Origin of the sequence: Shewanella sp. MM_2022_3 (assembly GCF_022557375.1) — a bacterium.
Lineage (GTDB): Bacteria > Pseudomonadota > Gammaproteobacteria > Enterobacterales > Shewanellaceae > Shewanella > Shewanella xiamenensis.
Window position 1 is genome coordinate 38,758 of the sequence record NZ_JAKZGV010000010.1, and the last position, 23,596, is coordinate 62,353.

A 23,596-nucleotide genomic window follows, 5' to 3' on the forward strand; every position below is an offset into this window, starting at 1 on the left:
TGCCTGCTACGCAAGGCGGCTAAGACTCCTGTACTGTCTTAACCTCGCGAGCATTACTCTTTTTACTTAATCACCATGTGGCCCTACGTGTGGGTCACCACTGGACAAGGATATTTCATGCCTGTAATTACACTTCCTGATGGTAGCAAACGCGAGTTTGCACATCCCGTATCGACTCTCGATGTTGCCGCTGATATTGGCCCTGGTCTTGCGAAAGCCTGTATCGCTGGTCGCGTGAATGGCGAACTCAAAGACGCTTGCGATCTTATCGAAATCGATGCTGAACTTTCTATTATTACCGCTAAAGACGAAGAAGGTATTGAAATCCTTCGCCATTCTTGTGCGCATTTATTAGGCCATGCAATCAAGCAATTATGGCCACAAACCAAGATGGCGATCGGTCCTGTGATCGATAACGGCTTCTACTACGACATCGATCTTGAGCATAAGCTGACTCAAGAAGATATCGAAGCCCTCGAAAAACGTATGCTTGAACTGGCAAAAACCAACTATGACGTAGTGAAACGCGTTGTAAGCTGGCAAGAAGCCCGTGATACCTTCGCCGCTCGCGGTGAAGAATATAAGATTGCGATTCTGGATGAAAACATTAGCAAAGATGCGACACCTGCTCTGTATCATCACGAAGAATACACCGACATGTGCCGTGGTCCTCACGTGCCAAACATGCGTTTTTGCCAGCATTTTAAATTGATGAGCATTGCCGGCGCCTACTGGCGCGGTAACTCTGAAAATAAGATGCTGCAACGTATTTACGGTACTGCATGGGCTGACAAAAAAGCCCTGAGTACCTATTTAACTCGTCTCGAAGAAGCGGCTAAACGTGACCACCGCAAGATTGGTAAGCAGCTCGATCTTTACCATATGCAAGAAGAAGCACCCGGCATGGTGTTCTGGCATAACGACGGTTGGAGTATCTTCCTCGAGTTAGAAAGATTCATTCGTCGCAAGTTAAATCAATACACTTACCAAGAAGTGAAAGGTCCACTCATGATGGACCGCGTACTGTGGGAGCGTTCTGGTCATTGGGATAAGTACTCAGAAGCCATGTTCACCACCAGCAGTGAAAACCGTGAATATGCGGTTAAGCCAATGAACTGCCCTGGCCACGTACAGATTTTCAACCAAGGTTTGAAATCTTACCGTGACTTGCCATTGCGTATGGCAGAATTTGGTTGCTGTCACCGTAATGAGCCTTCTGGTTCACTGCACGGCCTGATGCGCGTACGTGGTTTTACTCAAGACGACGCCCATATTTTCTGTACTGAAGAGCAAGTTCAAGCGGAAGTCAGCTCTTGTATCCAAATGGTATACGATACTTACTCTACCTTCGGTTTTGAAAACATCGTGGTAAAACTATCAACTCGCCCAGAAAAACGTATCGGTGACGATGCGATGTGGGATAGAGCTGAAGAAGCGTTGAAACAAGCCTTACGTGCTAATAATATTGAATTCACTATTTTACCGGGTGAAGGTGCCTTCTACGGTCCTAAGATTGAGTTCACACTGCACGACTGTTTAGACCGTGCATGGCAGTGCGGAACAGTGCAACTTGACTACGCATTACCAAGCCGTTTAGGTGCAACTTATGTGGCGGAAGATAATAGCCGTCAAACGCCTGTGATGATCCATCGTGCAATTTTAGGTTCGTTGGAGCGTTTCTTAGGTATTCTAATTGAAGAATATGCTGGTCGGTTCCCAACATGGTTAGCGCCAATGCAAGTTGTCGTGATGAATATCACCGACAAACAGGCTGATTATGTTGAAGAAGTGGTCAAATTCTTCAAAGAACAAGGTATTCGTGCCTCATTTGACTTGAGGAATGAGAAAATAGGCTTTAAAATACGCGAACACACCTTAAGGCGTGTCCCTTATTTATTGGTCGTTGGCGATCAAGAGATGGAAAATAAGGAAGTCGCGGTGCGTACTCGTGATGGCGTTGATTTAGGTAAGATGCGAATTGAAGATTTCGCCGCTAAAATCCATCAACAGATTTCGCTCCGTAGTCTCAAATTGTTGGAGGAATAGGTCATAAAGATCAAGAAAACAGCAGGGCGTCAGCTGGCCCCTAATAGAATCAATGAAGAAATCACAGGTGTACCAGAAGTACGCTTAACCGGCATTGATGGTGAAGCTATTGGTGTGGTGAGCATCAGAGATGCTCAGAATTTGGCAGATGAAGCAGGTGTAGACCTAGTTGAAATTAGTCCAAATGCTGAACCTCCAGTATGTCGCATTATGGACTACGGTAAGTTCCTGTTTGATAAGGCTAAGTCAGCCAAGGAACAAAAGAAGAAGCAAAAGCAGGTTCAGGTTAAGGAAATTAAATTCCGTCCTGGAACTGACGAAAACGACTATCAGGTAAAACTACGCAACCTGATACGTTTTCTGGAAGACGGGGACAAAGCGAAAATTACGCTGCGTTTCCGAGGTCGCGAAATGGCCCACCAAAATCTTGGTATGGATCTTTTGAACCGTATTAAGACTGATTTGGATGAGTATGCGGTTGTTGAATCTTTCCCGAAAATGGAAGGCCGACAAGCCATCATGGTGCTAGCGCCTAAAAAGAAATAAGTAGGGCAACCTATAAAAGTAGCGAAGGCTATATGCCTTCGCTCGCCTTGCTTTTTATTTAACATCCCAATGCGGAGTTTTAGTAATGCCTAAAATGAAAACCGACAGAGGTGTAGCGAAGCGTTTTAAGAAAACCGCTAATGGTTTCAAGCGCAAGCAAGCCCATTTACGTCACATTCTGACCAAAAAGAGCACTAAGCGTAAGCGTCACTTACGTAACAAGTGTTTAGTTGCCAAAGTTGACGTTCCAGCAATCGCGCGTCAATTACCATACGCTTAATTTAGGAGATTAGAAAATGCCAAGAGTTAAGCGTGGTGTAACCGCACGTGCTCGTCACAAGAAAGTTTTAAAATTAGCTAAAGGTTATTATGGCGCTCGTAGCCGTACTTACCGCGTTGCTGTTCAAGCAGTAACTAAAGCTGGTCAATATGCTTACCGTGACCGTCGTCAGAAAAAACGTCAATTCCGCCAACTGTGGATTGCACGTATTAATGCTGCAGCTCGTCAAAATGGTCTGTCTTACAGCCGTTTCATCAACGGTCTGAAAAAGGCGTCTATCGAAATCGATCGTAAGATTTTGGCTGACATCGCTGTATTTGACAAAGTTGTATTCGCAACTTTAGTTGAAAAAGCAAAAGAAGCGTTAAACTAAGCAATTAGTTTGTCGCACTTAAGAGGGGACCATTTGGTCCCTTTTTTTGTTGCTGTTTTTAGCCACAATATGCAGATAAAAAACAGCAGGCTTAGGTAGTTAACCTATGCCTGCTATTATTTGAGTCTAGATAAGACTTACAGTAGATTATTTCTTCGCGTCTAAGTAACGCTCGGCATCTAATGCTGCCATACAACCTGTACCCGCAGAGGTAATCGCTTGACGGTAATGTTGATCCATCACATCTCCTGCGGCAAACACACCTTCTATACTGGTTTGCGTGGCGTTACCTTGAAGACCACTTTGCACCTTCAAATAGCCGTTGTTCATCTCTAATTGGCCTTCGAAAATCCCTGTGTTTGGGCTGTGACCAATGGCCACGAACACACCGGCAACAGCTAGATCAGTGATAGAACCGTCTTTGGTGCTCTTCATTTTTAGACCTGTTACACCCATTGCATCACCAACCACTTCTTCCATGGTTTGGTCGAGATGCAGGATAATGTTGCCGTTGGCGACTTTATCCATTAAACGGTCGATAAGAATTTTTTCTGAGCGGAAGGTGTCGCGACGGTGAATTAAGTGCACTTCGGCGGCGATATTGCTTAGGTATAGTGCTTCTTCAACGGCTGTGTTACCACCACCAATCACTGCAACTTTTTGATTACGATAGAAGAAACCATCACAGGTTGCACAGGCCGATACGCCGCGCCCTTTGAACGCTTCTTCCGACTCAAGTCCTAAGTAACGGGCAGAGGCGCCAGTGGCGATGATTAGCGCATCACAGGTATATTCGCCGTTATCGCCTTTTAAACGGAAAGGACGTTCAGTTAGCGTCACTTCATTAATATGATCGAACAGAATTTCAGTATCAAATTTTTCCGCATGCTTTTGCATACGTTCCATTAATGCTGGACCCGTTAAGTCTTCTGCATCACCTGGCCAGTTTTCAACTTCAGTTGTGGTCGTTAACTGACCACCTTGCTGCATACCTGTGATCATCACAGGCTTTAAGTTTGCGCGCGCAGCATAAACTGCGGCTGTGTATCCTGCGGGACCTGAACCTAAAATCAATAGGTTACTATGTCTGACTTGGCTCATTTTTCTCTCCGTGCTTTTAGCAAATTGCATGGATTGTAGGGAATTTACCTGTAGGGGTAAAGCGATGTTTGGTGATTCTTTTAGATTATGCTAATCGAATCCTAAGGCAAATTGTCAGCCTGAGTTTACTAAGGCTATGGCTTAAAACCGGCGTGAGTGAAGATAATTGTGATCTGCATAAAAAATCGGCCTCAACAGAGTGAGGCCGAACAAAGCAGAGTAGGTCCGTGTGAACCTAGGCTCTCATATGATTAGGCTAATAAACTTGCTGGCGCTGTGTACTCAAGATTTAATGCTTGAGCCACTTCTTTACAAACCAGTTTGCCGTGCATTACGTTCAAACCGTTCAGTAAGTGCTTGTCTTGTAACAGAGCAGCTTTATAACCTAAGTTAGCTAACTTAAGAATATAAGGCAGAGTTGCGTTATTCAGAGCGAAGGTTGATGTGCGGGCTACAGCGCCTGGCATGTTCGCTACACAGTAGTGCACAACATCATCAACGATATAAGTTGGATCTTGGTGAGTCGTTGCATGGGAGGTTTCCACGCAACCGCCTTGGTCGATAGCAACGTCTACGATAGCACTGCCTGGTTTCATACGAGAAATCATGCTACGTGTCACCAGTTTAGGTGCCGCAGCACCAGGAATTAATACGCCACCAATGACTAAGTCAGCTTCTAATACATGGCGCTCAATCGCATCGGCAGTCGAGTAAACCGCTTTAACTGCAGAACCAAATTGCATGTTTAAGCGACGTAGTGCATCGATGCTACGATCAAGCACAACTACATCCGCGCCCATACCGACAGCCATTTGCGCTGCATTAGTACCGACCATGCCACCGCCAATGATCACAACTTTAGCTGGCTCAACACCGGGTACACCACCTAATAACATACCACGACCACCAGAAGATTTTTCCAGCGCCATCGCACCTGCTTGGATAGACATGCGGCCAGCCACTTCTGACATCGGGGCTAACAGCGGTAAGCCACCACGGTCATCGGTCACAGTTTCGTAAGCGATGCATACGGCACCACTTTTAATTAAATCTTCAGTTTGTGGTAAATCCGGTGCTAAATGCAGATAAGTGAATAAAATCTGGTCATGACGCAGCATGGCGCGTTCAACTGCCTGAGGCTCTTTTACCTTTACAATCATCTCTGCTTTAGCAAAAACTTCAGCAGCAGTTGCTAATATTTTTGCGCCTGCATCAATATAATCCTGATCAGTAAAACCAATTCCCGTGCCGGCATTCGTTTCTACAAACACTTCATGACCTTTGATTGTCAATTCGCGAACGCTTGAAGGAACCATACCGACACGATACTCGTGGTTTTTAATTTCCTTTGGTACACCAATAATCATTTTTGAGCCTCAATTGCCTGAAAAACCCACTTTTAATGGGCATAATTGTTATTTTATCGTGACCTGAACGTGATTAATTCAGGGATATCTAGTATAGTATCGGCGACGCAGTTTATGCTGCTGAACTTTAGACATACGTAGAATAAAATGTTGTTTTAGTGATAAAGCAAGGTTAAATAAATGGCATATAATAAAAAGAGTCCTGTAAAAGACTTGGATCGCATCGATCGCAACATTCTTAATGAATTACAAATTGATGGACGCATTTCAAATGTGGAACTATCTAAAAGAGTGGGATTAAGTCCTACTCCGTGTTTAGAAAGAGTGAAACGACTCGAAAAGCAAGGATATATCAATGGCTATACTGCTTTGGTGAATCCTCATTTCTTGGGTGCATCCCTACTGGTATTCGTGGAAATCACATTAAGCCGTGATACTCCCGAAGTATTTGATAAGTTTAATCGCGCTGTGCAACTGTTGGATGATATTCAAGAATGTCATCTCGTTTCTGGTGACTTTGACTACTTATTAAAAACACGTGTTTCTGATATGTCGGCTTATCGCCGCTTATTGGGCGAAACTTTACTGAAATTACCTTCTGTTTCTGATACCCGTACCTACGTGGTGATGGAAGAAGTTAAACATACTAGTCGTGTTGCGATAAACCAGCTGCTCTGCGATATTTAATACCCTGAAACGGTTACAATAAGGGGCCTAGGCCCCTTATTTATTCCAGTGTAAGCCTTTTAAAACCACACTTATAACCTTGCTTTTGCCCTTAAGTTAGCCAGCTTAGGGGCATATTTTTATCTGGCATTTGTCTTCAACAATGTAGCCTAAATTGATTGCGGAATAATCAGTTAATGGTCAAAGTCCTAGCTTTTATGAGCCAAGAGTGTTTTTTTATCTTATAGCAGTAATTCTTAGGAGAAAAACAGCCTAAGATGCTCCACATTTAATGGGATTCTGGTATCGTTAGCCCACCTGTTTCAATTTTATGGATTAAGTCGTTTGTCTCAAGGAAATAGTGTACGCACGCTCTCAGGCTTGCAGCGTCTGCTCGAAGGCGGACTCATCATTTGCTGTGTTGTAGCCACTTATATTTTGCTCGCTTTAGCCAGTTTCAGTCCCTCAGATCCGGGTTGGAGTCAGTCTCATTTTCAAGGTGATATCAATAACTGGACAGGGGCTGTTGGTGCTTGGATCGCCGATATCCTGCTGTATTTTTTTGGCGTGACAGCCTATATCATGCCAATTATTGTCGCCTCTACTGGTTGGCTGCTTTTTAAGCGCGCCCATGATTTGTTGGAAATCGACTACTTTTCGGTCGCATTGCGGATCATTGGTTTTCTGCTACTTATTCTTGGTTTTTCGGCATTAGCCAGCATGAACGCCAATAATATCTATGAGTTTTCCGCAGGCGGTGTAGCTGGTGATGTCATTGGTCAAGCGATGCTGCCATATTTTAATAAGTTAGGCACAACCTTATTGCTATTGTGCTGTTTAGGCTCGGGTTTTACGCTATTAACAGGGATCAGTTGGCTGACTGTGGTTGAAAAGGTCGGCTTTGTCTCAATCTGGTGCTACAAACAACTCAAACGTTTACCTCAGTCGTTAAAGCGTGAGCGAGAAACGGAAGATACTCGCGGTTTTATGTCTGTTGTGGATAAATTCCGCGAGCGTCGTGATTCGCAACATGTGCTTGATAAAGCAAAAATACGTCAACCAGATACAACACAAAGCCGCGTGATCCATACACGGGCGTTACCAGAAGAGCCCCGTGAAGAATTCATCACTGAAGCCAGTAGTGGTAAAGGTAAGTTATCTTCTTTGGTTAAAATTTTAAGTTTAAACAACAATAAAGCAAAAGCTGAACCTAAAGGCCAGCAACGCGTTGAGCCGCAACTTGATCCTGTTAGCGCGGTCGCTGAATACGGTCATTTTGAAGCGCCACCTTGGGTAGCTAAAGCGCAAGATGCTGATTTGGACGAAGATGAAACCGATAACGGTTTCAATGCTCAGGTTTTCGACGACGATGAGGATGAACCAGTATTGCATCGCGAAGCTATCATTGATGAAGACGATGACATCTTAACGTTCAATGATGACGATGTGATCGATTTTGATACCAAAGCATCTACGGGTGCAGTAACTCAAGCGCAGCGTCAAAAGCAGGCCCCTAAGGCTAAGATTGTCGATGGCATTGTCGTATTACCCGGCCAAGAAGATAAACCTGTGCCGACTAAGCCTATGGATCCGCTGCCGAGCATCAGTTTGCTCGATGTGCCTGATCGCAAGAAGAACCCGATTAGTCCCGAAGAGTTAGAACATGTGGCACGTTTGGTTGAAGCTAAGCTTGCCGACTTTAATATTGTTGCCACTGTTGTGGGGGTCTATCCAGGTCCGGTGATCACTCGTTTTGAGCTTGAACTTGCGCCAGGTATTAAAGCCTCTAAGATTTCAAACCTTGCAAATGACTTAGCCCGTTCACTGCTGGCAGAGCGTGTCCGAGTCGTTGAAGTGATCCCAGGGAAATCTTACGTTGGCCTCGAACTGCCAAACAAGTTTCGCGAAACAGTGTATATGCGTGATGTACTCGACTGTGAAGCCTTTACTCAGAGCAAATCGAATTTAACTATGGTGCTTGGCCAAGATATCTCCGGTGAGCCTGTGGTGGTTGACTTAGGTAAAATGCCGCACTTATTGGTTGCTGGTACGACAGGCTCGGGTAAATCAGTCGGGGTGAACGTGATGATCACCAGCTTGCTGTATAAGTCTGGTCCTGAAGATGTTCGCTTTATCATGATTGACCCGAAAATGCTTGAGCTCTCGGTTTATGAGGGGATCCCGCATTTACTCTGTGAAGTCGTTACCGACATGAAAGAAGCGGCCAACGCGCTGCGTTGGTGTGTGGGTGAGATGGAGCGCCGCTACAAGCTAATGTCTATGATGGGCGTTCGTAACATCAAGGGATATAACGCGAAAATCGCTGAAGCTAAAGCCAATGGTGAAGTGATTTATGATCCTATGTGGAAGTCTTCAGACAGCATGGAACCAGAGGCACCAGCCTTAGATAAACTGCCATCAATTGTGGTGGTTGTCGATGAATTTGCCGACATGATGATGATTGTCGGTAAGAAAGTGGAAGAACTGATCGCCCGTATCGCCCAAAAAGCCCGTGCTGCGGGTATCCATTTAATCCTCGCGACCCAGCGTCCGTCGGTGGATGTGATCACCGGCTTAATCAAGGCTAACATTCCGACGCGGATGGCGTTCCAAGTGTCTTCCCGTATCGACTCCCGTACCATTTTAGATCAGCAAGGTGCCGAAACCTTACTCGGTATGGGTGACATGTTGTACTTACCGCCCGGAACCGCAGTGCCAAATCGTGTCCATGGTGCCTTTATCGATGACCATGAAGTTCACCGTGTGGTAGCCGATTGGTGCGCCCGTGGTAAGCCACAATACATTGATGAGATCCTCAACGGCGTCAGTGAGGGTGAACAAGTGCTATTGCCGGGTGAAACCGCCGAATCCGATGAAGAATACGATCCGCTTTATGATGAAGCCGTTGCCTTCGTGACCGAAACTCGCCGAGGTTCGATTTCGAGCGTGCAGCGTAAATTTAAGATTGGTTATAACCGTGCAGCACGTATTATCGAACAAATGGAAATGCAGGGCGTGGTGTCGGCGCAGGGCCATAACGGTAACCGCGAAGTGTTAGCACCTCCGGCCCCAAAACACTATTAATGTTAAGCTAGATATCAGTTTGAACTTGCCATAATGCGGCGAGTTGAACTTTTAGTCCAAAGGATACCTATGAAAAAACTGTTGTGTGCTGTGTTGTTATCACCATTGTTATACAGCAATGCAGTGTTGGCCGATGATGCTAAGCAATTACGCGAAACCTTAAACGGCACGGAGTCCCTTAAGGCGGATTTTAAGCAAACCGTTACCGATGTGAATAAAAAAGTTATCCAAAGCGGTGCTGGCGTATTTGCACTTGCTCACCCTAATCAGTTTTATTGGCATTTAACGGCGCCCGATGAGTCTAAAATTGTCGCCGACGGTAAAGACTTATGGATCTACAACCCCTTTGCCGAGGAAGTTGTGATTATGGATTTTGCTGAAGCTATTAATGCATCGCCTATCGCTTTATTAGTTCACCGCGATGATGCCACTTGGTCGCAATATAGCGTGACCAAGAAGCAAGACTGTTATGAAATCAAACCTAAGTCGATGGACGCTGGTATTTCTGCGGTTAATGTGTGTTTTAACAAAGGCACACTGAATAAATTTAATGTACTCGATGATAAAGGCAATCTGAGCCAGTTTGACTTAAGCAACCAACACACTATTAGTTCTGCGGATAAAGCGCTGTTTAAGTTTGTGTTGCCTGATAACGTTGATGTTGATGTTGATGACCAACGTGTTAAACCCCAATAGGTTAGCGAGTGAGTAGTTTATCGTTTAATTTTGCGCCCGATTTTCGTCCTTTGGCCGCGCGTATGCGCCCAAGGACGATAGCTGAGTACATAGGTCAAGCCCATTTGTTAGGTGAGGGCCAACCACTACGCCAAGCATTAGAATCGGGCCGCGCCCATTCGATGATGTTATGGGGACCGCCTGGTACTGGTAAAACGACCCTTGCCGAACTTATCGCCCATTATTCTAATGCCCATGTCGAACGTATTTCGGCGGTCACGTCGGGTGTAAAAGATATTCGCGCCGCCATTGAGCAAGCGCAAGCGATTGCTCAATCCCGTGGCCAACGTACCTTGTTATTTGTTGATGAAGTGCATCGCTTTAATAAGAGTCAACAGGACGCCTTTTTGCCCTTTATTGAAGATGGCACTGTGATTTTTATTGGGGCGACCACGGAAAACCCTTCATTTGAAATCAATAATGCCTTACTGTCGCGGGCGCGTGTTTATCTAATTAAGCGCTTAAGCCAAGACGAGATAGTGCATATCATCACCCAAGCCTTAACGGATACAGAGCGTGGCTTAGGGCAACGACAGTTAATTATGCCAAATGATGTGCTCAATAAACTGGCGCAGTTATGTGATGGCGATGCGCGTAAGGCGCTGAACCTGCTTGAGTTGATGAGCGATATGGTGGCCGATGGTGGCAGTTTTACCATCGAGATGCTAGTACAAGTCGCAGGCCATCAAGTGGCGGGGTTCGATAAAAATGGCGATCAGTTTTACGATTTGATTTCGGCTGTACACAAATCGATTCGCGGCTCGGCGCCGGATGCCGCGCTCTATTGGTTTTGCCGCATTTTAGAAGGCGGCGGCGATCCGCTATATGTCGCCAGACGCTTATTAGCCATAGCCTCAGAAGATGTGGGCAACGCAGATCCTGCTGCCATGACCATTGCGCTCAATGCCTGGGATTGTTTTCACCGCGTAGGTCCTGCCGAAGGTGAGCGGGCGATTGCCCAAGCGATTGTGTATTTAGCCAGTGCGCCTAAAAGTAATGCCGTGTATACAGCCTTTAAAGCGGCGAGGGCGCTGGCGCGCGAAACGGGCCAAGAGGCCGTGCCTTATCATTTACGTAATGCACCCACAAAACTCATGGCGGAAATGGGTTTTGGCGCCGAGTATCGTTATGCCCACGATGAACCCAATGCCTATGCCAGCGGTGAGAATTATTTCCCCGAATCCTTACAAGCATCGCAATTTTATTTCCCGACTGAACGCGGATTTGAGAAGCGGATTAAGGACAAATTGGCGCAATTAGCGCAATTAGATCAAGCCAGTGGGAGAAAAAGGTATGAATAATCTCATACTTGTGGCCTTAGGTGGTTCCATTGGTGCGGTTTTTCGCTATCTTATTTCAATATTCATGATCCAAGTATTTGGCAGCAGTTTTCCTTTTGGTACACTGTTGGTCAATGTCCTTGGTTCATTTTTAATGGGCGTCATTTACGCACTGGGACAATTGAGTCATATCAGCCCAGAACTCAAAGCACTAATTGGTGTTGGCCTGTTAGGTGCTTTGACAACGTTTTCAACCTTCTCAAACGAAACTTTATTGCTGATGCAAGAAGGAGATTGGTTGAAGGCAGCTTTGAATGTGGTGTTGAACCTAAGTCTATGTTTGTTTATGGTTTACTTAGGTCAACAACTGGTTTTTTCTCGCATTTAACTATTAAGAATATATCACATGTTAGATCCTAAATTTTTGCGCAACGAATTAGCAGTGACCGCTGAGCGATTAGCTACCCGTGGTTTTATTTTAGATGTCGCTCATCTCACCCAATTAGAAGAAAAACGTAAGTCACTGCAAGTGGCAACGGAAGAGCTGCAAGCCTCGCGTAATGCTATTTCCAAGTCCATCGGACAAGCTAAATCCCGCGGCGAAGATGTGGATGCCATCATGGCGCAGGTAGGCGATTTAGGTGCGCAATTAGATGCGAAGAAAGTCGAGCTGGCCGCGGTACTTGAAGAAGTGAACGCGATTGCTATGTCGATGCCAAACCTGCCAGACGAGTCTGCGCCTATCGGTGCTGACGAGACTGAAAACGTCGAAATCCGTCGTTGGGGCACGCCACGCAGCTTCGATTTCCCCGTTAAAGATCATATCGATTTAGGTGAAGGCCTAAACGGTTTAGATTTTAAGAGCGCAGTGAAAATCACTGGCTCACGCTTTATCGTGATGAAAGGCCAAATTGCCCGTTTAAATCGTGCATTAGGGCAGTTCATGCTAGATCTGCACACCACTGAGCATGGTTATACCGAAGCCTACGTGCCATTACTGGTTAACGAAGCAAGCTTATTGGGTACAGGCCAATTACCTAAGTTTGGTGAGGATTTATTCCACACAAAACCTGCGACCGAAGAAGGCCAAGGCTTAAGCCTTATTCCAACCGCAGAAGTGCCATTAACCAACTTAGTGCGTGATACCATCGTTGATGAAGATGAGTTACCCATTAAATTAACCGCACATACCGCGTGTTTCCGTAGTGAAGCAGGGTCTTACGGTAAAGATACCCGTGGCTTAATTCGTCAACATCAGTTTGATAAAGTGGAATTAGTACAGCTAGTTAAGCCAGAAGATTCAATGGCTGCACTCGAAGTGTTGACTGGCCATGCGGAAACGGTTTTACAACGCTTAGGCTTACCATATCGTACAGTGGTGCTTTGTACCGGTGATATGGGTTTTGGCTCAAGCAAGACCTACGATATTGAAGTGTGGTTACCTGGACAAAACACTTACCGTGAGATCTCTTCATGCTCAAATATGAAGGATTTCCAAGCGCGCCGTATGCAAGCGCGTTACCGTGTTAAGGCTGATAACAAACCCGCATTATTACATACCTTAAATGGCTCTGGTCTTGCGGTAGGTCGTACCTTAGTTGCAATTTTGGAAAACTATCAAAATGCTGATGGTAGCGTGACTATCCCTGAGGCGCTGCGTCCATACATGGGCGGACTCACACAGATCGGTTAATTGACATAACACAATACCATGGATAAAGGTCAACGCTATCTTCGTTGGCTTTCCTATACTGCGGTCATCGCCATATTTTGCGCTGTGATGCTCGCAACCTTAGGTAAAGCTGTCTGGGTTGTGTTAGAAAACGTCAATTAGCACGACTCAATGTTAAGACTCAAAATGAAAAGGGGTATCTGCAATAGATATCCCTTCTTTTTGATTTTATTACATGATTACTTTGAATATTGATACGCTGAATCAGCCTTCCACGTTCTAAAGCGCAGTTCTGCACCCTCGGGTAGATAAAACACCTTTGGTAGACGACTGTCATAACGCAGTGTTAATTCACTTGGGATCCTTAGAAATGCTTCTTTTTTGGCTAATTCAAAACAGGCCATCATAGTGCTTGGGCCTTCTGATATTTCATCGACCTGATAGTAGTTATAACCCCAACCTTCAACGGTGAGCTCTTTAAGCTGGCCATTGAGTCCATGTTTATTGCAATCAACAAGTTGAGTTTGGCCTATTTGGATCTCGACCATGTAGTCTGCTTCATTCTCAAGCTTAGGTAATGTCAAAATATGTTGAACCATGCCTTTGTTGGGGGCTGGGAACATTTTAACGGCTTCCCCTGGAGCATAATTATTGGTGTTCATACGAGAAACATTAATCATTGGGGCATTAAGTCCTGTTGGATGAGGCGGACTTACAGCACTGGCATTAAAAGAAAGCAACGTAAAGGCCAGTGGTACTACCGCAAGATGACGCAATTGAGTTAATTTCATACATTTCTCCTTAAGACTTAAAAAGAGGTTGCTAGGATAATGGAACAACCATTCTACGGTACCTATAAACGGCTTACTTGCAAGAAAGGGTTATTTATGCAGGAAAATTTAAGCCCATGACTCATTTTCCTTAAGATCTTTATCTAGCATTCGGCTATAAAATCAATGAATTTTAGAGAGTTGAACTGTGTTTTTGAAAAATGGCGCATTCATAGAAAATTTTATAGTATCGATGCTGTGGTTTGTTTGAGCTTAAAAACTGTTTAAAAAATAATACCACTTAGAGACCGATAGCCATCAACTACTTACGATGTACTTAATCCGAACGTCATTTCATCCCCAATGTTAAATTTATTGAGATAATTAGAGGCTTATTTAATTAAATCAGCCTTTTGTGTGATCTTGTTCAAGAAGTACTCAGAGTTTTGGCGTAATACGAAAAAAGCGACTACGTTTATCTGTAGGGAAAAGTTTCTTCCGTAACAACATAATAGAAATAAAAGAGACAGTAAAAATGACAAGCATGGAGCGCAATCTTTTTTCTACCACCACCTTGACCTTTATTGTTGGAGCTATAGTCTTCTGCGGGCTCGTTTGGCTCTCCCATTGGTGGCTTGCAGGCTTATCTTTACTCTCATACTTTGGATTTGCTTGGGTGCTTCGGGCACAAATTCACAAATCGACTCATCTTTATCAATCTCGCCAACTCGCCTATGAAAAAGAGAAACGACATCATGTTGACCAACAAGTCGCCAAACTTGAGGCGATTATTTCCCGCTTAGTACCCGTTTGGCAGGGACATATCGTCTCTGTCGACCAACAAATGAACCAAAGCGTAGCCAATATGACGGAGCGATTTAGTTCAATTATCAGCGAAATCGAAAAAGTCACTAGTAATTCAACTGGGATCGCAGATCAACTCCACTCCCCAGCTATAGAAGACGACAAAGCTCTGCTAAAAGCATTATTTAATGACTTAAACCAGATGAATAGTGCCAAACTGCACCATTTAGAACAGTTAACCGCATTAGTTAACGATACCAAAGCACTTGATGGACTCGCAGCTGAAGTTAGAAAAATTGCCCAACAAACCAATTTATTAGCCTTAAATGCGGCAATTGAAGCCGCTAGAGCCGGAGAATCGGGGCGCGGCTTTGCTGTAGTGGCTGATGAAGTCAGAACCTTGTCAGCTCAATCAGGGCAGACAGGTGAACGGATCACTCAGCAGATCACTGAATTAAATCAACGTATGGCGGAGCTATACCAGCTGACCGATGCAGCTACTTTACAGGAAAGCCAAGCGCTAGAAGGTGGTGAGTCCATTCTCATCCGTGTAATTGACCACCTCGAAAATCGTACTTTGCAAATGAAAGATGAGGGTATTCAAGCATTAGAGCTTGGTCGGCAAGTTAAAAGAGAAATTGAGCAAATATTAGTGGATTTTCAATTTCAAGATCGCTGCGACCAAATGTTAAGACAGCTTGTTGCCAGTATTGATGAACTTACAGAGCTAATCCGTGTTCAACAGCAAGCGAGGGAAGCCGGTTTACCTATTCCTGAAGGTGATGTGGATTCCTTGCTTGCCATGATGAAGCAAAGGTATGTGGCGACCGAACAGCATATTCACCATAGTTCAAAAAAAGATAGCCATTATCAACATGCAGAGAAAAGTTCTATTAACTTCTTTTAGTTCACGTTTATAAAACAAGGATGGCCACTGAGATGAAAAGAATACTCGTAGTTGATGACTCTGCCTCTATCCGACATGTCGTCAGTATTGCGCTTAGGGGCGCAGGTTATGAGGTCATTGATGCCTGTGATGGTAAAGATGCACTGAGTAAACTCAATGGCGATAAAATTAATCTTATTATCAGTGACGTTAATATGCCAAATATGGATGGCATTAGCTTTTTAAAAGAAGTTAAAAAACATCCGCGTTATAAATTCACTCCAGTCATTATGCTCACCACCGAGGCGGGTCGGGATAAACTGGAAGAAGGTCGCATGGCGGGAGCTAAGGCATGGGTAGTCAAGCCTTTTCAACCACCCCAAATGCTTGATGCGGTAGCTAAACTTTGTTTACCGTAAAAGGATTTGTGTATGCCAATCAATATCGCGCTAAAAGATCAATCTATAAAGGTTAACTTAACCGAAGAGTTAACTATCTATAGTGTTATGGAATTTCGTGATGCACTAGTCGGTCATTTGCAACCGGGTGTAGACATCAGTGTTGATCTTTCTCAAGTGACGGAGATCGATACCGCAGGGCTTCAGTGGCTTCTGACGCTTAAAGTATTGAATGAGGCACATCGAGTAGAATTTTGTCACCACAGCAAAGCGGTAATAGATGCCCTCGCACTTTCGGGTTTGTCTGGCACATTTGACGATACCATAGTGATATCCTCGGAGACTCGCCTATGACCGCCAATGACGTACAAAAGTTATTTATGACCGAAGCGGAAGAACTACTGACAGAAATGGAAGATGCATTATTGTCATTAGAGGTCGACGCAGAAAGTACAGAATTAATAAATCAACTTTTTAGAGCAATGCACACGATAAAAGGTGCAGCGGGTATTTTTAATTATCGTGCCATCGTTGATTTTACTCATCCCATTGAAACGTCAATTGATAGGCTGCGCAAAAATGAATTGAAAATAGATAGTGCGCTTATAGCACTACTCCTTAAATGTAAAGATCATACATGGGCGTTGGTCAATGCTGCGGTAGAGGAGGATGAGGCAGAGTTGAATACACTCTGCATTCAAAGTCAGTCAATTTTGGCCGAATTAGCGCAACATGAAAACCTTGAACCTTGTTACCCTCAGACTCTCGCCGCAGAGGCGATTACCCCTGAACGGATAGAAGGACATTATCTTGATACGGGCCATTGGCTTATATCACTGGATTTTAAAGCCGATGCACTACGTAATGGATTAGATCCATTAAGCTTTATTCGTTATTTGCATCAATTAGGTCAAGTGCTTGAAGTTATTTGTTTAAGCCACAAGTTGCCGCCATTCGAAGAATGTGACTTCGAAAGTTGCTTTTTACGCTATCGTATTATTTTTGCTGGAGATTGTACGAAAGAACAAATTGAGTCGGTATTTGAATTTGCCCAAGATGATTGCGATATACAGATTCTACCTTCACAAAAAATCTCCGAATCATTTCAAGCTCTGATTGAACAGCTGAATCCGTCTGAAAATCAGCGACTAGGTGAAATTCTGCTATCGATCGGCGCCATCACTGAAAGAGAACTCTCTAAATCACTCGATTTACAGTCTGGTAAGAGTGAAGACTGCACGACTAAAAAACTGGGCGAAGTGCTAATTGCAAACTTACTTGTCGATAAACCTGTGGTTGAGCAAGCCCTTAAAAAACAAATTCAAGCTCGAGAGCAGGCGCAAACTATTCGCGTCGATTCTAATCGTCTTGGCCAGTTAATTAATTTGGTTGGTGAGCTGGTGACGGCAAGTGCTGCGATGAAGGTGATGGTCGACCGTTACCAATTTCTCGATGCTAATGACCTAGTAGGATCGGTAGAACATCTGGTTCAAGAAATTAGAGAAAATGCCTTACAACTACGTATGGTGCAGATAGGCGAAACCTTTTCACGTTTCCGGCGAGTGGTACGTGATGTCAGCAATGAACTAGGTAAACAAATTGAGTTGACCATTCAAGGGGGAGAGTCTGAACTCGATAAAATCGTTGTTGAAAAGATTAATGACCCTCTAACCCACCTCGTTCGCAATGCCCTAGATCACGGTATTGAACTTCCAGAGGCTCGTCTCAAGGCCGGTAAATCCGCTGAGGGACATCTGATGTTAAATGCCTACCATGATTCTGGACATATCGTTATTGAAGTTACTGACGATGGTGCTGGACTTGACCCTGAACGCATTAGAAGAAAGGCTGAAGCATTGGGGTTAATTGATGTAAACCAGATGCTTAGCCATTCTGAAATTTTGAAATTAGCCTTTGAACCAGGCCTCAGTACTAAAGATAAAGCAAGTAATCTGTCAGGAAGAGGTGTTGGTATGGACGTTGTTAAACGCAATATTGAAGCGTTACGCGGCTCAGTTGAACTCGATAGCGAGCTGGGTAAAGGTACAAAAGTGACGATCACATTACCATTAACTCTTGCCATTATTGATGGTTTTATGGTAGGTGCTGCCAACGAAAACTACGTGATACCGCTGAATATGGTAGAAGAATGTGTCGAGCTCAATCGGGGCGAATGGCATGAGCAACAGAAGAATTACATCAGTTTGCGTGGGGAACTGATGCCTTTTATACGACTTAAAAGTTTTTTTAATATACCGAATTTAAATCAAAACCATACCCGTGAAAGCCTTGTTGTTGTTCGTTTTGGTCGAACTAAAGCAGGGATAGTTGTCGATAAATTATTTGGTGAACAGCAAACAGTGATTAAGCCCTTAGGGAAAATGTTTCAACATCTCAAGGGATTAAGCGGTGCCACTATTTTAGGAACGGGAGATATTGCCTTGATCCTTGACGTACAGGGTTTAATTACTGAAGCAAGCATTAGCGCCAAAAAATATCATCATGTAGCACTGATAGATGAATAGCCTATGTTGAAAAGGAATATTGACTATGTTTAAAAAACTGACGCTCAGCATGCAGATTTCTGGTGGTTATGCATTGGTGTTATTACTATTGATCGTGATTTCATTAGCCGCCTATTTTGGACTAACGAAAGCCATTAACGGTTTTAATGATTACCGCTCGTTGGCGCGCGACTCTAATATGGCTGGTCGCATCCAAGCTAATATGCTTACAATTCAAATGCAGGCTTATGACTATATCTTTCAGAAGAACGAGTCAGCTTATAAAGTATTTAATGAACGTAATGTTATTCTTAATGACATCATTCAAAAAGCCATGACGGAGATTAACGAGCCTGAATTGAGTCAACAACTTTCAGATATTCGCAAAGATATTGTTGATTACAATAATTACTTTGAATCTGTAGTAAAATTGATTAAATCTCGCAATGATGAAGTTACCAACGTGTTGGTTCCTAAAGGAACTGAAGTTGTAAAACTGATTTCTGACACTATGCATCAATCCTATAATAAAGGTCAGATTGATGTTGCTTATCGAGCAGGTTCTGTGCTCGAATCGATATTGACTGCTCGTTTAGCGGCATCTAAATTCCTTGAAACAAATTTAGATGCGGATTTACAGCAGGCGCTGATGGCAATTGATTTAGCTAAGGGAGAGCGTCTTTCTGCCTTAAAAACTGTGGCAACAGATCTAGATGCACAATCAAAATTATTACAATTTACCAGCAGCATTGACAATTATGCGTCTTCGTTAAAGTCAGTTTATAGCACTATTAGCGAAAGAAACGATATTGTGCAAAATCAACTCGACCGTATCGGTGCTGATGTTGCGCGCCAAACTGAAGATATCAAATTAACCATCCAAAAAAGGCAAGATGCCCTTGGTCCTATTGTTAAAGCACAGAATGAGCAGACCCTTACCACTGTTATTAGTGTATCTATCGCCGCTATTTTGATCGGCATTTTCTTGGCATGGTTTTTAGTGAAGTTAATTAAAAAACCGTTGGGCGGAGAACCTCGTGATATGGAAACGATTGCGCGCGCAATCGCTAACGGAGACTTAACGGTAGAACTAAAACAGCGTGAAAATGCGACGGGGGTTTATAAGGCGATGATTGATATGATTGATAGCCTTACTTCTGTGATTGCTCAGGTTCGAAGTGGTGCAGATAATTTGTCTAGTGCTTCTTCACAGGTCAGTAGTACCGCTCAAAGTCTAAGCCAAGGAGCAACAGAGCAGGCTGCTAGTGTCGAAGAGACGACCAGTGCCGTTGAAGAGTTAAATGCATCTGTCCAGCAGAACTCCGAAAATGCTAGGGTTACCAATAATATGGCAACGGTAGCCGCTGAAGAAGCACGACAAGGTGGAATAGCGGTAGAACAAACCGTTGCCGCAATGAAACAGATTGCGGCGAAAATTAGCCTAATAGAAGACATTGCATATAAAACTAATCTATTAAGTCTCAATGCTGCCATTGAGGCGGCCCGTGCTGGTGAACATGGTAAAGGCTTTACCGTTGTCGCCTCCGAAGTTAGAAAATTAGCTGAAAACAGCAGCTTAACGGCACAAGAAATTAATAAACTAGCCAGCGAAAGTGTTGGTATTGCTGAAAATGCTGGCCGTTTGATCGCTAATATTGTGCCTAATATCCAAAAAACATCTGATTTGGTTCAGGAAATTAGTTCCTCCTCTGAGGAACAAGCCATTGGGATCAGCCAGATTAATGACTCTATGTTACAGCTTGATAAAGCCACACAGCAGAATGCATCTGCGTCAGAAGAGTTAGCCGCGACATCAGAGGAGTTAAACGGTCAGGCTAATCAACTACTTGACGCAGTAGAGTTTTTTAAACTTGCCATCAGTAGTGAAAGATCTCATCAAGGTAAATCAACAGTAATGGCGGCTTCTGGGCGTAAGACAGCCAAAGCTAAGCAACATGTTGAACGTACCGATTTCGAACGATTCTGATAGGGGCCTATCATGAATCAATTAGTGAATGAGATGAAGGCCAATTCAGTGGGAGATATTACCCAATATCTTACCTTTCAGTCAGGGAATGATACCTTTGCAATTGGTATTTTGGATGTAAAAGAGATCATTGAAATTGAAGGCATTACGCGGGTGCCTATGATGCCAGAATTTTTGTGCGGTATTATTAATTTACGAGGTAAGGTCGTTCCTGTTATTGATTTGTCCAAAAGGCTAGGGCGTCTAACAACGGTCATCTCAAAAAAAAGTTGTATTGTGTTGGTAGAAGTCAGTCACGAGGATGAGCAGCAAACTATTGGGATGTTAGTGGATGAAGTAAATGAAATCCTTGAAATTGATGATGAACATACACAGCCGCCACCGGATTTTGGTGCCGATCTCAGAGTTGACTTTATTCGCGCAATGGGGCGAGTTGGTGAACATTTTATGATATTACTTGATATCAATTATGTGCTGTCGGTGGCCGACATTAGTGCAATTAGCCAACTCAATTTTCATGCAGCTGATGCCACTGATGAAGCACTATGAAGTCCTCACCGTTGCCGCTTGAACATACCGCCTTAACGCAAAGGGAATTTGAACATATCCGGCAATTTTTGTATGAGGAGGCCGGTATATTCTTGAGCGACATTAAAAAATCATTGGTGGCTAGTCGATTATGTCGACGCCTAAAAGAAACTGGTTATGAAAACTATGGAGATTACTTTGAGTTCGTCAAAAAACACTCTGAACATATTGAATATCATCATTTTATTGATGCTTTGACGACCAATGAAACATTCTTTTTTCGTGAAATAGAGCATTTTGAATTTGTTAAAAACCTAATAAAAACACATCCACAAAAAAAAAGCTGGCAGGTATGGTCAGCAGCTTGTTCATCTGGAGAGGAGGCTTACAGCTTAGCCATGCTGTTGGCGGATCATTTAGGGATTGATGGTCACTGGCAAGTGCAGGGGTCTGATATTAGCCAGCGGGTGCTAGCGAAGGCTGAAATGGCACATTATCCCCTTGAACGTAATGACGCCATCGGCTTTGAGAGATTACAGAAGTATTGCTTAAAGGGGGTGGGTAAGCAAAACGGTACATTTTTAATTGACCAAAGCTTAAAGAGTAAAGTTAGCTTTTTTGCGATGAATCTGACTCAATCCTGTGAAAGTGTCGGAATGTGCGACTTAATCTTTATTCGTAATGTAATGATTTATTTTGATGCTGAGTCTAAGCAAAGGGTCATAAACCATGTAATAAAGCAGTTGAAAGTCGGTGGTTATTTGTTTATTTCACATACCGAATCCTTAATGCACGTAAAACATGGGTTAAAGCAGATTAAACCTTCTATATATCAAAGGATTTGATGTGGAAAAGACAGCCTTAAATCAAAGAACAGTAATCATGATTGGCCCTGGTGAGCATTATGTGACGGCGAAAAACGAAGTCATAAAGACATTATTGGGCTCATGTGTGGCAGTATGTTTATTTGATCCCAAGGCCCAGATCATTGGAATGAATCACTTTTTATTGGCTGCTGATCGGCGCAAGCTTACACATTTTCTTGATTCTCGCGCAGGTTACTATGGTGTTCATGCCATGGAGATCTTAATTAATGCCATGCTAAAGTTAGGAGCACAGCGGCAATATTTGCAGAGTAAAATATTTGGAGGCGCGAATGTTTTATCTTTGTGTGCTGACAATATCCTTAATCACTATGATATTGGCGGGATGAATATTGATTTTGTTAGACAGTTTCTACAACGTGAACGAATCCCTGTTATTAGTGAAGATCTTGGAGGCCATTCTGGTCGAATAATTTATTTCGATCCGTCGGATTATTCGGTGTATCGCAGTTTAATCGAGAATAAATATGAAGAAATTGCGTCACTTCAGGATGAAGAATACCGATATTTTAATAAAGCGAGTGAAGATATGCGTACCTCTAATAACTCGGTGGTGATTTGGTCGGATTAACAAGACTTAAGGGGGCCTTGTGATTAATGTCGCCATAGTCGATGACTCAGCAGTTGTCAGACAAGTGCTCAGCAGCATGTTATCTAACCAGCCTGATATTACCTTATTAGGCTGTGCTCGGGATCCGTTGTTTGCGCTTAAATTATTTGAACAGCAATGGCCCGATGTCATTATTCTTGATATTGAAATGCCAAGAATGGATGGCATTACTTTCTTAAAAAAAGTGATGGCTGAAAGGCCAACCCCTGTTGTGATTTGCTCAACACTCACTGAGCAAGGTGCTTCAGTGACTATTGCTGCACTTGCCGCGGGAGCGGTTGATATCATTACTAAACCTAAATTAGGATTGAAGGGATTTTTGGAGGAATCACAAGCCCGTTTACTCCAGTCCGTGCGTGCTGCAGCTAAAGCATCAGTATCAAAATTGCGTGTTAATACCCCTACAAAAATGCCTGTCGCCGCGAAACATAACGCCGATGTAGTGTTAACATCAACAAACCATGCGCTACACCAAACCACGGATCGGGTTGTTGCACTCGGAACTTCAACGGGTGGAACCCATGCACTTGAGTGCGTGTTAACGGCATTGCCACGTACAAGTGCCGGTATTGTTGTTGTCCAACATATGCCAGAGCATTTTACGGCGGCCTTTGCTAGTAGGTTAAATAGTTTATGTGAAATGGAAGTGAAAGAAGCCGAAGATAACGATAGAGTGATGCCGGGTCTTGTGCTCATTGCTAACGGTGGCAAGCACATGCTGCTACAACGTAGTGGTGCTCAATATCGTGTTCAGCTTAAGGACGGACCGTTGGTCAGTCGGCATCGCCCCTCGGTTGATGTGTTGTTTCGTTCAGTCGCTAATGCTGCGGGTAAAAATGCCCTAGGCATAATTATGACTGGTATGGGGGACGATGGTGCTCGGGGTTTGCTAGATATGCATCATGCTGGAGCCACAACATTGGCACAGGATGAAGCCAGTTGTGTGGTTTATGGTATGCCAAAAGAGGCTGTTAAGCTCGGCGCAGTCAGTCGGCAGGTTGCTTTAAGCAATATTGCTGAGGAAATTATTGCGTTTACCAAAGAATAAAAAAGCCAGTGCGGACACTGGCTTTCT

The 23,596-nt window shown here is 43.7% G+C and carries 22 protein-coding genes; 19 read left to right on the plus strand and 3 right to left on the minus strand.

Annotated elements, in window-relative coordinates; genetic code table 11:
• Positions 1-117: 117 nt before the first annotated feature.
• From thrS to rplT, 4 genes are all read left to right on the plus strand, one after another.
• Positions 118-2,046, plus strand: coding sequence for a threonine--tRNA ligase (gene thrS / locus MMG82_RS08145; protein ID WP_037418422.1), 1,929 nt, complete (start codon positions 118-120; stop codon positions 2,044-2,046).
• Between the two features lie 3 nt (positions 2,047-2,049).
• The gene (gene infC, locus MMG82_RS08150; protein ID WP_011072302.1) at positions 2,050-2,592 is read left to right on the plus strand and encodes a translation initiation factor IF-3; all 543 of its coding nucleotides are present in this window, start codon (positions 2,050-2,052) and stop codon (positions 2,590-2,592) included.
• 85 nt (positions 2,593-2,677) lie between these two features.
• Complete coding sequence (gene rpmI, locus MMG82_RS08155) at positions 2,678-2,872, plus strand: 50S ribosomal protein L35 (protein WP_011072303.1); 195 nt, start codon at positions 2,678-2,680, stop codon at positions 2,870-2,872.
• A 16-nt stretch (positions 2,873-2,888) separates the two neighbouring features.
• On the plus strand, positions 2,889-3,245 hold the full coding sequence (gene rplT / locus MMG82_RS08160) for a 50S ribosomal protein L20 (protein WP_006081652.1): 357 nt from the start codon (positions 2,889-2,891) through the stop codon (positions 3,243-3,245).
• A gap of 147 nt (positions 3,246-3,392) precedes the next feature.
• Here rplT and trxB read toward each other — a convergent pair whose 3' ends face one another.
• Positions 3,393-4,346, minus strand: a complete 954-nt coding sequence (trxB, locus tag MMG82_RS08165; RefSeq protein ID WP_011622726.1) for a thioredoxin-disulfide reductase — start codon at positions 4,344-4,346, stop codon at positions 3,393-3,395.
• A 251-nt stretch (positions 4,347-4,597) separates the two neighbouring features.
• Entirely contained in the window at positions 4,598-5,713 is a 1,116-nt protein-coding gene (ald, locus tag MMG82_RS08170) for an alanine dehydrogenase (protein WP_037418428.1), read from the minus strand.
• A 180-nt stretch (positions 5,714-5,893) separates the two neighbouring features.
• On the opposite strand from ald, the gene lrp reads away from it, so the two are divergent.
• From lrp to serS, 6 genes are all read left to right on the plus strand, one after another.
• A complete protein-coding gene (lrp, locus tag MMG82_RS08175) occupies positions 5,894-6,400 on the plus strand; it encodes a leucine-responsive transcriptional regulator Lrp (RefSeq protein WP_037418431.1) in 507 nt (168 codons plus the stop codon).
• A 324-nt stretch (positions 6,401-6,724) separates the two neighbouring features.
• Complete coding sequence (locus tag MMG82_RS08180; RefSeq protein WP_047535687.1) at positions 6,725-9,463, plus strand: DNA translocase FtsK 4TM domain-containing protein; 2,739 nt, start codon at positions 6,725-6,727, stop codon at positions 9,461-9,463.
• 69 nt (positions 9,464-9,532) lie between these two features.
• Positions 9,533-10,159: an outer membrane lipoprotein chaperone LolA gene (lolA, locus tag MMG82_RS08185; RefSeq protein WP_047535689.1), complete on the plus strand. Its 627-nt coding sequence runs from the start codon at positions 9,533-9,535 to the stop codon at positions 10,157-10,159.
• An 8-nt stretch (positions 10,160-10,167) separates the two neighbouring features.
• The gene (locus MMG82_RS08190; protein ID WP_037418440.1) at positions 10,168-11,499 is read left to right on the plus strand and encodes a replication-associated recombination protein A; all 1,332 of its coding nucleotides are present in this window, start codon (positions 10,168-10,170) and stop codon (positions 11,497-11,499) included.
• Complete coding sequence (gene crcB, locus MMG82_RS08195) at positions 11,492-11,866, plus strand: fluoride efflux transporter CrcB (RefSeq protein ID WP_037418443.1); 375 nt, start codon at positions 11,492-11,494, stop codon at positions 11,864-11,866. The genes MMG82_RS08190 and crcB overlap by 8 nt, the downstream gene beginning before the upstream one ends.
• Before the next feature lie 18 nt (positions 11,867-11,884).
• Positions 11,885-13,171, plus strand: a complete 1,287-nt coding sequence (gene serS, locus MMG82_RS08200) for a serine--tRNA ligase (protein ID WP_037418445.1) — start codon at positions 11,885-11,887, stop codon at positions 13,169-13,171.
• Positions 13,172-13,389: 218 nt separating this feature from the next.
• On the opposite strand, the gene eco is transcribed toward serS, so the two are convergent.
• Positions 13,390-13,941 (minus strand): serine protease inhibitor ecotin, encoded by a 552-nt coding sequence (eco, locus tag MMG82_RS08205; protein WP_037418449.1) that lies wholly within the window; start codon positions 13,939-13,941, stop codon positions 13,390-13,392.
• Positions 13,942-14,455: 514 nt separating this feature from the next.
• On the opposite strand from eco, the gene MMG82_RS21585 reads away from it, so the two are divergent.
• The 9 genes from MMG82_RS21585 to MMG82_RS08250 are packed head-to-tail and all read left to right on the plus strand — an operon-like array spanning position 14,456 to position 23,569.
• Positions 14,456-15,631, plus strand: coding sequence for a methyl-accepting chemotaxis protein (locus tag MMG82_RS21585; RefSeq protein ID WP_051714127.1), 1,176 nt, complete (start codon positions 14,456-14,458; stop codon positions 15,629-15,631).
• Between the two features lie 32 nt (positions 15,632-15,663).
• Positions 15,664-16,029: a response regulator gene (locus MMG82_RS08215; protein WP_241406719.1), complete on the plus strand. Its 366-nt coding sequence runs from the start codon at positions 15,664-15,666 to the stop codon at positions 16,027-16,029.
• Between the two features lie 12 nt (positions 16,030-16,041).
• A complete protein-coding gene (locus tag MMG82_RS08220; protein ID WP_241406720.1) occupies positions 16,042-16,362 on the plus strand; it encodes an STAS domain-containing protein in 321 nt (106 codons plus the stop codon).
• Positions 16,359-18,533, plus strand: coding sequence for a chemotaxis protein CheA (locus MMG82_RS08225; protein ID WP_037429779.1), 2,175 nt, complete (start codon positions 16,359-16,361; stop codon positions 18,531-18,533). The genes MMG82_RS08220 and MMG82_RS08225 overlap by 4 nt, the downstream gene beginning before the upstream one ends.
• A 25-nt stretch (positions 18,534-18,558) precedes the next feature.
• Entirely contained in the window at positions 18,559-20,499 is a 1,941-nt protein-coding gene (locus MMG82_RS08230) for a methyl-accepting chemotaxis protein (protein WP_144346397.1), read from the plus strand.
• A gap of 12 nt (positions 20,500-20,511) precedes the next feature.
• The gene (locus MMG82_RS08235; protein WP_037429777.1) at positions 20,512-21,048 is read left to right on the plus strand and encodes a chemotaxis protein CheW; all 537 of its coding nucleotides are present in this window, start codon (positions 20,512-20,514) and stop codon (positions 21,046-21,048) included.
• Positions 21,045-21,872, plus strand: coding sequence for a protein-glutamate O-methyltransferase CheR (locus MMG82_RS08240; protein ID WP_081990907.1), 828 nt, complete (start codon positions 21,045-21,047; stop codon positions 21,870-21,872). The genes MMG82_RS08235 and MMG82_RS08240 overlap by 4 nt, the downstream gene beginning before the upstream one ends.
• A 1-nt stretch (position 21,873) precedes the next feature.
• Positions 21,874-22,482 carry a chemotaxis protein CheD gene (locus MMG82_RS08245; RefSeq protein WP_172591022.1) on the plus strand — a complete coding sequence of 203 codons (609 nt, stop codon included), beginning with the start codon at positions 21,874-21,876 and terminating at the stop codon, positions 22,480-22,482.
• A gap of 19 nt (positions 22,483-22,501) precedes the next feature.
• A complete protein-coding gene (locus MMG82_RS08250) occupies positions 22,502-23,569 on the plus strand; it encodes a chemotaxis response regulator protein-glutamate methylesterase (protein ID WP_037418477.1) in 1,068 nt (355 codons plus the stop codon).
• Positions 23,570-23,596 lie beyond the last annotated feature (27 nt).